Genomic DNA, 13,453 nt, shown 5'->3' with positions numbered 1-13,453 from the left:
ATTGAAACAATAGCTGTTAGGATCGATAGCAAAATTGACTTTTTCTTAAGTAAGAATGCTCCACAAAGACACCTCGGATAGTATACTAATACCATCATATATGAATTACTGTTGTCGTAAATTGTCATAGTTTGATATTATGAAAAGAATAGTTGGGGGGCTTATAGAATGACAAGCATTTCTAATGAAGAAGAAACAGTCAAATTATTGGGAAAATTAGCGAATATCGCGAGTCCATCAGGTTACACAATGGATATTATGAAATTTATATCAGGTTTCTTAAAAGAATTGGGTGTACAATTTAAACAAACCAACAAAGGGGCACTAATCGTGACGATTCCAGGTAAAAACGATGAGCGTCATCGATTGCTAACGGCACATGTGGATACGCTTGGTGCAATAGTCAAAGATATTAAACCAAGTGGACGACTAAAATTATCGATGGTTGGTGGATTTAATTGGAATGCGGTTGAGGGGGAATATTGTACCATTCATACTGCATCCGGAAAAAAAGTTCGGGGCACTATCTTGATGCACGAAACTTCTGTACATGTCTACAAAAAGGCAGGAGAACTACCTCGAAATGATGAACATATAGAGGTAAGAGTAGATGAAAAAGTTTTAAATGCTAATGATACGAGAAACATTGGCATTGAAGTAGGCGATTTTGTATCATTTGATCCAAGATTTGAAGTAACAGAAACAGGATTTGTCAAATCTCGTCATCTTGATGACAAAGCAAGTACCGCTTTATTACTTCAATTGTTAAAGACCTTAAAAAAAGAAAAAATAGAATTACCGTATACGACTCATTTCTATATCTCAAATAACGAGGAAATAGGTTATGGTGGCAATGCAAGTATTCCTGATCAGGTTGTAGAATATATTGCGGTTGACATGGGGGCAATTGGCGATGGACAAGCCTCTGATGAGTATACGGTTTCAATTTGCGCAAAAGACTCGAGCGGTCCATATCATTATGCATTGACACATCAATTAGTTTCACTCGCAAAAGCAAATGGAATAGATTATAAACTTGATATCTATCCGTATTATGGCTCGGACGCGTCTGCTGCTATTCGAGCTGGTTATGATGTACGCCATGCTTTGTTTGGTGCTGGTATTGAGTCATCTCATGCCTATGAAAGAACTCATGTAGATTCGCTACGCAACACAGCTGCATTACTGCTTGCGTACGTCACATCATCTATGATTGATGAATAATAGGAGGAACAATTACTATGCAAGCAACACAATTACTACAATGTTTACCAATGAAAAAAGTTATTGGTAATTTACCTGACAATATTAAAGATATTGCGATCGATTCTCGCAGTGTTCAACCAAAAAGTATCTTTGTCTGTATAAAAGGTTATACAGTAGACGGTCATGACTTTGCGCAAAAAGCCGTGGATAATGGTGCGATTGTTGTGGTTACAGAACGACCACTAGATTTACAAGGTGAAGTTACCCAAGTCATTGTTAGAGATACAAATAGAGCACTTGGATTATTGGCGGCTAAATTTTTTGATTATCCGTCAAAGGATATGACGATGTTCGGAGTAACCGGTACAAATGGTAAAACGAGTGTGGCAACAATGATTGAAAGGATTTTGCTAGGCTTCGGGATCCGCTCGGCTTTGAAAGGTACGATTGGCTTTAATCTTAATGGTATTATGTATGCCTCAGGTAATACGACAAGTGACGCATTATCGACACAACAAATGATTTTCCGGGCAAGAGCAGAAGGTTGCCGAGGAATGGTTATGGAAGTTTCCTCACATGGGCTTGTACTAGGAAGAGTAGCAGGCGTTGATTTTGATGTAGCTATCTTTACGAACTTAACACATGATCATTTAGATTTCCATGGTACTATGGAGAACTACGGAAATGCAAAAGGTCTTTTATTCTCTCAGCTTGGACAAGATTTAGAAAAAGATAAGCATGCTGTATTAAATGCGGATGATCCTTGGTCTAAAAAATATGCTGGATTAACTCCCTTCCCAATTTGGACGTATGGTATTAACAGTGAAGAAGCAATGTTCAGAGGAGTAAATTGTCAATATCATGATCATATGACCTATTTTGATATGGTAACGCCAGAAGGGACATTTCCAGTACAACTGCATTTATTGGGAGAATTTAATGTATATAATGCCTTAGCTGCAACGGCGGCACTATATTGTAAAGGCTATGGTATTAAGGATATTATTGAGCAATTAGAAGCGATGGAACCGGTAAAAGGACGTATGCAACAGGTTTCACCAAAAGATTTTCCAATTAGTATTTTTATCGATTATGCCCATACACCAGATGCTATTGAAAAAGCTATTACAGCAGCCATGCCTTATAAAAAAAATAAATTGATTTTCCTAATTGGTACAGGGGGTAACCGTGACAAATCAAAACGCCCAGATATGGCAAAAGAAGCTTCGCGTGCAGATTATGTCGTTCTAACAACAGATGATCCACGCTACGAAGATTACGAGAGTATTATGAATGACCTTGAAAAGGGAATGCAACATGATCAATATAAATGTATTGGTGACCGTGCAGAGGCAGTACGTTATGCAGTCAAAGTAGCTGAGCAGGGGGATATGATTATTTTCGCTGGTAAGGGACATGAAGATTATCAAATTATAGAGAATACTAAATACCCACATAGTGATGCTGAAATTGCACTAGAAGCAGCAAAGAAAAAGTTCAATATTCCTAATAAATAATTATTTCAAATGCTACAAACATTACGGCTGTTTTACATTTTTAGTATTTTTTTATGTTTTTTAGAGGATATAGATTAATAGTTAATAGGAAAGTGATATGATACAAGTATCATAGAAAAAGAAGGGAGAAAAATGAAACTATTAGTTTATAGTAACTTTAATATGGAAAAGAAAAATAAAACCAATAAACTATTAATCGCAGGTATGTCAGCGGTAATTACGACTACTACCATTCCTACTATTTCCTTAGCTGCTGAAAATGATACTATTCATAAACAGGAAATAACGAATGTAGAGCAGAAGCAATCAGATACTAGTTCAGAGATGGAATCAGAAGCTGGAACACCAGTTCCCAAAGATGAAAATGCAGTTGAGGAACAGAAAACACCAACACCAACTGCTAAAGATGATCCAAAAGAAGAAAGTATAGTTGATCCGAATAATGCTTCTAATAGCACAGAAAAACAAGCAGATTCAGATCCAACAATCCAACAACCCAATCTTCAACCTACATCTATTTATAAGCAAAATGTAGAAGAAAAAGAAGTTTCTGCACCACAGCAAAGTGTTAAAGTTTTAGCAAAAGTAACGAGTGTGGGGACTTTTTCTGTCAATTCTTTTATTAACGGGATAGCGCCGATTGCTCGTACTTTAGCCTCTCAAAATGGCTTATATGCATCAGTAATGATTGCACAGGCAACTTTAGAGAGCGCTTATGGGACAAGTAGTTTAGCATCAGCACCTAATTATAATTTGTTTGGTATGAAAGGTACATATAACGGAAATTATGTTCTGATGCCTACTTTAGAGGACGATGGTACAGGGCATTATTCTCAAATAAATGCTAAATTTAGAAAGTATCCATCCTATCAACAATCATTACAGGATTATGTGAATCTCATAAAGAATGGCCTTTCTTGGAATCATGCTTTTTATAAAAACGTTTGGGTCGTTAATACAAGATCTTATCGAGATGCCACAGCTGCATTAACAGGTACATATGCTACTGATACGCTTTATGCGACAAAGTTGAACAATTTAATCGAAACCTATAATTTAACGAAGTACGATACTGGTAATCCTGAAACTGATACATCTGGTGATGAAACTCCTACAGGTTCAACTAAACCATCAACTAGTTCGAATGATACATCCAAAAATACTTACATAATTGTTTCTGGAGATACATTATCCAAAATCGCTCAAAAGTTCAATACGACTGTGTCAAATTTGAAGGCATGGAATGGTTTAACATCTGATTTGATCTATGTAGGACAAAAGATAATAGTCAGCAAATCCTCTCAAGTGGTAGTGCCGACATCCAACAATACACCTATTACAACCAATACAACAAGTAGCAAAACATACAAAGTGGTAAAAGGTGATACATTATCTGAGATAGCCCAAAAATATAAAACGACCGTGGCTAATTTAAAGAAGTGGAATAACTTAAAATCCGATCTGATCTATGTAGGCCAAAAATTATACGTAACTAAAACAACGACAACAACTAATAATACAAAAACGCCTGTAAAAACATCTGGTTCATCCACTACAACAAGTAGCAAAACATATAAAGTGGTAAAAGGTGATACACTATCTGGGATAGCCCAAAAATACAAAACGACCGTGGCTAATTTAAAGAAGTGGAATAACTTAAAATCCGACTTGATCTATGTAGGCCAAAAATTATACGTAACTAAAACAACGACAACAACTAATAATACAAAAACGCCTGTAAAAACATCTGGTTCATCCACTACAACAAGTAGCAAAACATATAAAGTGGTAAAAGGTGATACACTATCTGGGATAGCCCAAAAATACAAAACGACCGTGGCTAATTTAAAGAAGTGGAATAACTTAAAATCCGACTTGATCTATGTAGGCCAAAAATTATATGTAAGTAAAACAACGACAACAACCAATAATACAAAAACGCCTGTAAAAACAGCAAGCGTATCCACTACAACAAATAGCAAAACATACAAAGTGGTAAAAGGTGATACACTATCTGGGATAGCTCAAAAGTACAAAACGACTGTATCCAATTTAAAAAAATGGAATAACTTAAAATCCGATCTGATCTATGTAGGCCAAAAATTATATGTAAGTAAAACTGCATCCACTACAAAGACAACAACGAAAAGTAAAACCAGTACGCCTGTGTCATCTAGTTCAACTAGCTCAACCATTACTTATAAAGTTCAACAGGGTGATTCATTGTATGTTATCGCAAAAGTATACAATGTCTCGATTGCTGATTTAAAAACATGGAATCATTTAAAAACAGACACGATTTACATTGGGCAAAAAATAAAAATCGAAAACAAGAAAAAGGTTGTAACTGCTTCAACGGTTACAACAAAATCGACAGGGGCAAAGAATTATACTGTTAAAAGTGGTGATTCTTTATCAGTTATTGGCAAAGTATATGGTGTATCAGTAGCCAATCTAAAAACATGGAATAACTTAAAATCCGATTTGATTTATGTCGGGCAAAAACTTATCGTAAAAAAATAGTATTCTTAGAAAGTGGGGGTATTACGATCCCCACTTTTTTTGTTATAATTGAAAGGTTAAGTTTTGAAGTTGAAAATAATTGTTCAAAATAGATAAATCGACATTTAAAATAGTGAGGAATGTGATAGCCAGTGTAGAAAAAGCTACCAGTTAGATATTTTATATCGCATGAACAGACAATAAGATCCTTTTAAGAGCTTTTAGTAAGAAAGAGAATCAAACAGCGAGATCGACTGCCTGTAGATGCCAAATGGTTTAACGAACATACAGTGGGAGAGGAAGATGATTTACCATTGTATGAAGTTTTACTTATATAAAATCAGAATTTTATAGAGGAGTTAGAAAAAACATGAGCTCGAAGCTAGAACAAGATATATTAACACGTCGTACGTTTGCCATCATTTCTCACCCGGATGCTGGTAAAACGACAATGACTGAAAAATTATTATACTTTGGTGGTGCCATTCGTGATGCGGGTACTGTAAAAGCCAAAAAAACCGGGAAATTTGCAACATCTGACTGGATGGAAATCGAAAAGCAACGTGGGATTTCTGTAACGTCATCTGTTATGCAATTTGACTATAATGGCTGTCGCGTCAATATTTTAGATACACCTGGACACCAAGATTTCTCCGAAGATACGTATCGTACCTTGATGGCTGTAGATAGTGCAGTCATGATTATCGATGCTGCAAAGGGGATTGAAGCACAAACACTAAAACTATTTAAAGTTTGTAGTATGCGTGGCATACCTATTTTCACTTTTATCAACAAATTAGACCGCCAAGGGAAAGAACCGTTAGAGCTAATTGAAGAATTAGAAGAAGTTTTGGGGATTCAAGCCTATGCGATGAATTGGCCAATCGGTATGGGAAAAGAGTTCCTTGGCATTTATGATCGATACAATCATCGTATCGAACAATTCCGTACAGAAGAGGAAAATCGTTTCTTGCCGTTAGATGAAAATGGGGAACTTGCTGTTGAGCATGATATGAAAAAAACATCTTATTATTCACAAGCAATGGATGATATTGCACTTTTAAATGAAGCTGGAAATGACTTTTCAAGGGAACAGATTATTGAAGGAAAACTTACACCTGTCTTCTTTGGTTCTGCTTTAACAAACTTTGGTGTTCAAACATTTTTAGAAACGTATTTACAATTTGCGCCAACACCGCAACCACGTTTAACAGAAGATGGGAATACGGTAGACCCTTTAGAAGATGAATTTTCAGGGTTCGTGTTTAAAATCCAAGCCAATATGAATCCAGCACACCGTGATCGTATCGCTTTTGTACGTATTGTTTCAGGTAAATTTGAGCGGGGTATGAATGTGACTTTAACACGTACCAACAAGTCCTTTAAAGTTACGCAATCGACAAGATTTTTAGCGGATGATCGTGAAACAGTGGATGAAGCTGTTGCAGGCGATATTATTGGGTTATATGATACTGGTAACTATCAAATCGGGGACACTATTGTGGGTGGTAAGAAAACATTCCAATTTGAAAAGTTGCCACAGTTTACACCTGAATTATTTGTTCGAGTAACAGCGAAAAATGTAATGAAATCAAAACACTTTCATAAAGGAATCGAGCAGCTTGTACAAGAAGGGGCAATTCAATATTACAAAACATTGCACACCGAAGATATTATTCTTGGTGCTGTTGGTCAATTACAATTTGAAGTGTTCGAAAATCGTATGAAAAACGAATACAATGTTGAAGTACGCATGGAGCCAATCGGCAATAAGATAGCTCGTTGGGTCGAAAATGAGGAAGATGTCAAGGAATCCATGTCAAGTCAACGAAGCGTACTAGTGCATGACCGATTTGATAATCTTGTATTCCTATTTGAAAATGAATTTGCAATGCGCTGGTTCCATGATAAAAATCCAGATATTAAATTGTATAGTTTACTTTAATCATCTAAGCGTTTGAAGAGAAACTATAAAGGGTAACTATCCTTTTCTTAGGCTCTTCAACAAAATATAAACCATAAAAATATTTGTTGTTTCTTAAGAAAAAGTGACTTATGGAATAAACTCTGTTGAAAATCTCAAAGAAATACCATCCCTATGTGAGGAGCACAGAATGCTGTTAAACTATTGCAGTATTTTGTGCTCTTTTTTCATTAAGCTTTATTGAAGATTTGTAAAGATTAAGTTAAAACCATATAACAACGCATATATATTGATAAAATTATGATAAACGGATGTAAATATGTCGCCATTCTGATTTCAAATAGATAGAAAGAAGGTAAATGAATGACAACAGCTTTTTTGACAGGGTTTCCGGGGTTTATTGCAAGCAGAATTATCAGCGAGGGGTTTACAAATGATCATTATGAGCGAGTTTATACGATTGTTTTAGCCACTCAATTGGAAAAAGCGGAACAGGAAAAGGAAGAAATTCTATCGCAATTTCCGGATAAAGAGATTGTAATAATAGAGGGGGATATTACTTTACCACAATTAGATTTAAATGATGAGACGGTTATTATGTTACAAGATCAGGTGGAGGTTGTGTGGCATTTAGCGGCTATTTATGATTTAGCGGTACCACGGCCAATTGCCTGGAAAGTCAATGTCCATGGTACGGAGATGATGAATCTTTTTGTTGAAGATTTACCACATTTAAAACGGTATATTTATTTTAGTACTGCATATGTTGCGGGAACTCGTAAAGGAAATTTGTTGGAAACAGAACTTACTGCTCCAGACAATTTTAAAAACTTCTATGAGGAAACAAAGTTCGAAGCAGAATTATTGGTTGATAAGCTGAAAGATCATCTACCAGTAACGATTATTCGACCAGGTATCGTTTGTGGAGATTCACAAACGGGGGAAACGATTAAATTTGATGGACCTTATTTTCTACTTAATATGATCGATAGACTGAAAAAGCTACCTATATTACCTTATATAGGCCAATCAGATGCCCGAATCAACATAGTTCCTGTGGATTATATATATCGTGCATCCCTATATTTAAGTGAGTTAGAGGAAGCGAGAGGGGCAACCTTACATCTAACAGATCCAAATCCTCATCCAGTACAAGAAGTGTATCGTGCATTTGTGAAAGAAATTACAGGTAGAACACCGAAAGGACGTATTCCCTTAAATCTTGCGCAAGCATCGCTAAGTATATATACGATCCGTAAAAGACTGGGTGTGGAACATGAGGCGTTAGACTATCTAACATGGAATGCTAGCTTCGACACAACAGTTGCAACTACTTTGTTAAAAGGTTCAGGCATTAAGTGTCCAGATTTTATCAGCATCATTCCGACTATTGTCAAGTATTATAAGGAATATAAAAATGACAAGAATCATCAAATCGAAATAAAGTAAAATTTTACACAATGGGTATATATTTTAGAGGATTCGAGCACCCTTTGCTTCCGGCCATATAAATGAACAATAGGAAATTATTATGGTCATCCTGATTTTTTTCTAATCAAAGTGCCTGATATTTTAGTTTACTTTTAGGTTATTATCCGATATACTAGGTTTACAGATAAATACTTTTGACATGGTTGTCAAAGGGGAGTAGCTATAGGGAAACCTACCTCATAATCGTCATTACATGGCTTAACTGTCATCGGTTATGAGAGCAAGATTACTTTTAACAATTGCTAAGCGAGACCTTTGCCTTTATAGGCAGAGGTCTTTTATTTTTTGAATAAAAAGGAGGAAAATGGATGGAAACGATATTATTGGAATATGGTTGGGTATTATTAGTACTTATTGTTTTGGAAGGATTATTAGCCGCTGATAATGCTGTAGTTATGGCAGTTATGGTAAAACATTTACCACGAACAGAACAGAAAAAGGCGTTGTTTTATGGTTTATTAGGTGCGTTTGTATTGCGCTTCGGAGCGCTGTTCTTGATCACATTTTTGGTTAACTGGTGGTGGGTACAGGCGATTGGGGCCGCTTACCTATTGTTTATCTGCTGCAAGCATATTTATGAGGTGCGAAAACATAAAGACGGTGAGCAAGAACCAGAGAAGGAGAAAAAAGCATCTGGTTTCTGGGCTACAGTTGTAAAAGTAGAATTAGCAGATTTGGCCTTTGCTATTGATTCGATGTTGGCGGCAGTTGCACTTGCGGTGACTTTGCCACAACTAGGTAACTTCCATATCGGTGGCATCAATGGCGGACAGTTTTTAGTAATGTTCTTAGGAGGTATTATTGGTTTAATCATTATGCGATTTGCTGCGCAATGGTTTGTACGCCTATTACAATCATATCCATCCCTTGAAACAGCTGCATTCTTAATCGTCGGCTGGGTAGGTGTGAAACTGACTGTGATGACCTTAGCGCATCCTAAAGTCGGCTTTTTAGATGAACATTTCCCACACTCAGTACTTTGGAAAAGTATATTCTGGAGCGTTTTAGTATTATTAGCGCTTGGTGGTTATTTCACAAGTATACGCAGCAAGAAAAAGTCTAAGATAGAGGACGTAAGACCAGTAAAAAAATAAAGTGAAACTTCGCACATTGGAGTTTCACTTTATTATCTGCTTGTTACCAGAGTTTTGGCGCAGGGGACATACTGCCTGTTAACGAGGGATAAAAGAGGGCTAAAAGAATAAATATTGAGAGAATCCAATCCATTAATTTTTTCGGAGAGGATTTTTTTATTGAATCTGGGGAAAAATTATAGAATATGGTGAAGATGATGAAATATGACAAATAGTCTAATGCTCTTTCTTTTTTGCTCATTTTTCAATACAATAGTTGGTATGCTGGGTTCAAGGTGAAAGGATCGATATTATGGGTACAGCTAAAGATTTAAATAAGCGTTCAACGCCATTTCAAGCGATCGTTTCTTACTATTTCGTCGCTATAGCTCTATCATTTATTCTTCTAATATTACCAGGTGTACATAAAGAAGGTGTACATGTTTCATTATTAGATAGTTTGTTTACAGCTGTTAGCGCGGTAAGTGTAACGGGATTAACAGTGGTTAATGTTTCTGAAACATATTCTGTATTTGGCATTGTCATGCTGTCAGTCATTATGCAATTCGGGGCCATTGGAATTATGTCATTGGGAACCTTTACATGGCTCTTATTAGGGAAAAAAATTGGACTGCGTGAAAGACAACTAATCATGGTAGATCATAACCAATATAATCTTTCAGGTGTCGTCCATTTAATCAAAGAGATTATCAAAATTTTATTGACCATCGAGATTATTGGCGCAACCATTTTAACGTTGTATTTTACACAGTATTTTGATACATTCCAAGAAGCATTCTACAATGGTGTATTTGCAGCGATTTCAGCTACTACAAATGGTGGTTTTGATATTACAGGGAATTCTTTAAAATCATTTCACCATGATTATTTTGTTCAACTGATCAATATGATTATGATTGCGCTAGGTTCAATTGGTTTTCCTGTGTTAATCGAAGTGAAAAATTTTCTATCAAACAAAAATCAATATTTTAAATTTTCTTTGTTTACTAAAATAACAACATCCACTTATGCATTGTTATTTGTAGTTGGTTTTTTAGTCATTTTACTATTGGAATCTTTCCATGCTTTTAAAGGAATGAGCTGGCATGAGGCATTGTTTACAGCGATGTTCCATTCGGTTTCTGCACGTTCGGCGGGGCTTACGACAGTCGATGTGACAAGTTTTAATGATGCAACAAATATTTTTTTGAGTATTCTTATGTTTATCGGTGCATCGCCTAGCTCTGTAGGTGGAGGTATTCGGACAACTACTTTTGCAATTGCAGTTCTGTTCTTGATTAACTTTGCTAGAAACAAACAAGATATTCAAATTTTCCATCGTGAAATTCATGTAATTGATGTATATCGATCATATGTAGTGATTATTCTATCCTCTTTCTTGGTGGTTCTAGCGACAATGATTTTGTCTTTATCAGAGCCCCACGCGACATCCATGCAGATCTTATTTGAAATTACATCAGCATTTGGTACTTGTGGGATGTCACTTGGTTTAACAGAACATTTATCAGTCATTGGAAAAATAACCATAATGATTTTAATGTTTGTAGGTCGTGTAGGGATCATTTCGTTCTTGTATTCCATTGGGGGTAAACCTGAAAAGACAAATTTCCATTATCCAAAAGAACGAGTGATTATTGGATAGTTGAATGAAAATTTAAAAAGGGGAAAAAGGGAAATTTTCTACAAATCCCTTTTTCCTCTTTTTATTCATATATGGATCAACTAACGCGACAGACTTTATGAGGTGAAGACATTCAATGAATGGTGTACCAAAAGGGCTTGTCCACTGCCTTTATCATACTCCATAAATGATTAAGCCAATATCGCTTCAGTAGCAATTGTAGCAAAGTAAGGTGAACCGTTTTTACGGAAGAAAGTAAGTAAATAACCCTTTTGTCTTTTTATTTCTCCATTTTGATAAGCACTAAAATCAATATTGAATGGGGTTAGTAATGTATGCTTATATAGATCTTTTTCAGAAAGATTCATATCGGCGAAGGGCTTCCCGGCAATTTCAGGGTTTTCCTGTAATGTTTTGAAAATTACTTTTACTGCATTTTTAGGGGCTCGATTTTGCCACCAAATTTTGCGAGGCTGGAATTGCTGTGCCTTTAAATAATCAAGCTGCATTAAACTCATGACAATATCGATTGGCGCATTGCCACGTTGTTCCAGGAAGCTTAATAAGCGAGTGAACAGATCTTCAAGTTGATGACCAATGCGAGACCAACCTTGCTCATCCCAGTATGTTCCAAACTCTTGGAAAAAGTCGAAAGGCGTTTCAAATACTTCGGTTACTAAAAACTCGATCGTGCCATCCATGCGATGATCGTTCCAGTATTTCTCCAATATATCTTCTGTTTGTTTGATATGCAGGATATCATCAAAAGATAATACATGATTAGCAAAAATCTCATATGGTGCTATATCGACATATTGATATCCAAATTGTTTTGCTTGTAAACGGAGTCCTGTACCTCGTAATAACTTTAGAAAGCCTAATTGAAGTTCTTCGGGTCTCATCGCAAATACATCATTAAAAGTTTTGCGGAATCTTGTATAATCTTCTTCTGGCAATCCCGCTATCAGATCAAGATGTTGGTCGATTTTACCTCCTTCTTTCACCATATGGACAGTTCGAGATAATTTTGCAAAATTTTGTCTCCGTTTCACTAGATCATTTGTGGCGTCATTTGTCGATTGGACACCGATTTCAAAGCGGAATAATCCTTTTGGTGCATTGTCATTTAAAAATTGAATGACTTCAGGTCTCATAATATCCGCGGTAATCTCAAATTGAAAGACGACTCCTGGCTTATGTTCATCTATTAGGAATTGGAACATTTCCATTGCATAGCTTCTACTGATATTAAATGTTCGGTCGACAAATTTTACTGTTCGGACTCCATGATTCATCAAATAGCGGATATCTTCTTTAATTTTCTCTCGGTTAAAATAACGTACTCCTACTTCAATTGAAGATAGACAAAATTGACAGTTAAATGGGCAACCTCGACTTGTTTCGATATAAGCAATACGTTTTGGAATATGTGGTATATCTTCTTCAAAACGGAAAGGACTTGGCATGTCGCGAAGATCGATTTTAGGAGCAGCAGGGTGAACGATGACTTTATTATTTTTTAGATAGGCAATGCCCGGCACTTTTTCTAGTGGAAGAAGGCCATGAAAATAATAAAGTAATTGTTTAAATGACAATTCTCCCTCGCCCATAACAATGCAATCGACCTCTTTTATACGATGAAGCCAATCGTGTACATCATAAGAAACTTCTGGACCTCCTAGTACAATTTTTGTATGTGGACTTACTTTTTTAAGCATACGAATCACTCGAATTGTCTCTTCAATATTCCAAATATAGCAGCTGAATCCGACGATATCCGGTTTCTTTTGATAAAGGTCAGATACAATATGAAAGGAAGGATCCTTAATCGTATATTCAGCTAAAATAATATTGTATTCAGGCTTTGCATAGGCCTTTAAATAGCGGATAGCAAGATTTGTATGGATATATTTGGCGTTTAATGTTGTAAGAATGATATTCATCGAAAAAGCTCCTTTTAAAAATTTTTCATGGAAATTTATTGAATAATTTACATGGAACTATTAGAATAGTATTTAACTTATAGTTACATTACACATTAAGCAAAAATACCTATTCTAAATAAAAGTAAATTGTGGAATAATCTGAATATTAGAAC

General features: G+C 35.8%; 8 protein-coding genes. 7 read left to right on the top strand and 1 reads right to left on the bottom strand.

Annotation, left to right across the window (positions count from 1 at the left end; all coding sequences use genetic code 11):
• Positions 1–168 precede the first annotated feature (168 nt).
• The 7 genes from FEU33_RS11750 (at position 169) to FEU33_RS11720 (ending at position 11,376) form a co-directional block, all read left to right on the top strand.
• Positions 169–1,224, top strand: a complete 1,056-nt coding sequence (locus FEU33_RS11750; protein WP_146549551.1) for a M42 family metallopeptidase — start codon at positions 169–171, stop codon at positions 1,222–1,224.
• A 17-nt stretch (positions 1,225–1,241) separates the two neighbouring features.
• Positions 1,242–2,723 (top strand): UDP-N-acetylmuramoyl-L-alanyl-D-glutamate--2,6-diaminopimelate ligase, encoded by a 1,482-nt coding sequence (locus FEU33_RS11745; protein ID WP_146549550.1) that lies wholly within the window; start codon positions 1,242–1,244, stop codon positions 2,721–2,723.
• A 132-nt stretch (positions 2,724–2,855) separates the two neighbouring features.
• Complete coding sequence (locus FEU33_RS11740; RefSeq protein ID WP_146549549.1) at positions 2,856–5,246, top strand: LysM peptidoglycan-binding domain-containing protein; 2,391 nt, start codon at positions 2,856–2,858, stop codon at positions 5,244–5,246.
• A 349-nt stretch (positions 5,247–5,595) separates the two neighbouring features.
• Positions 5,596–7,170, top strand: coding sequence for a peptide chain release factor 3 (locus tag FEU33_RS11735; RefSeq protein WP_146549548.1), 1,575 nt, complete (start codon positions 5,596–5,598; stop codon positions 7,168–7,170).
• A gap of 342 nt (positions 7,171–7,512) precedes the next feature.
• Positions 7,513–8,598 (top strand): SDR family oxidoreductase, encoded by a 1,086-nt coding sequence (locus FEU33_RS11730; protein WP_146549547.1) that lies wholly within the window; start codon positions 7,513–7,515, stop codon positions 8,596–8,598.
• Positions 8,599–8,948: 350 nt separating this feature from the next.
• A complete protein-coding gene (locus FEU33_RS11725) occupies positions 8,949–9,734 on the top strand; it encodes a TerC family protein (protein ID WP_146549546.1) in 786 nt (261 codons plus the stop codon).
• Between the two features lie 292 nt (positions 9,735–10,026).
• Positions 10,027–11,376, top strand: a complete 1,350-nt coding sequence (locus tag FEU33_RS11720) for a TrkH family potassium uptake protein (protein ID WP_146549545.1) — start codon at positions 10,027–10,029, stop codon at positions 11,374–11,376.
• 170 nt (positions 11,377–11,546) lie between these two features.
• On the opposite strand, the gene FEU33_RS11715 is transcribed toward FEU33_RS11720, so the two are convergent.
• A complete protein-coding gene (locus FEU33_RS11715; RefSeq protein ID WP_146549544.1) occupies positions 11,547–13,298 on the bottom strand; it encodes a B12-binding domain-containing radical SAM protein in 1,752 nt (583 codons plus the stop codon).
• Positions 13,299–13,453 lie beyond the last annotated feature (155 nt).

This window comes from Rummeliibacillus suwonensis, assembly GCF_007896435.1.
GTDB lineage: Bacteria > Bacillota > Bacilli > Bacillales_A > Planococcaceae > Rummeliibacillus > Rummeliibacillus suwonensis.
This window is presented reverse-complemented; position numbering and strand designations above follow the sequence as displayed.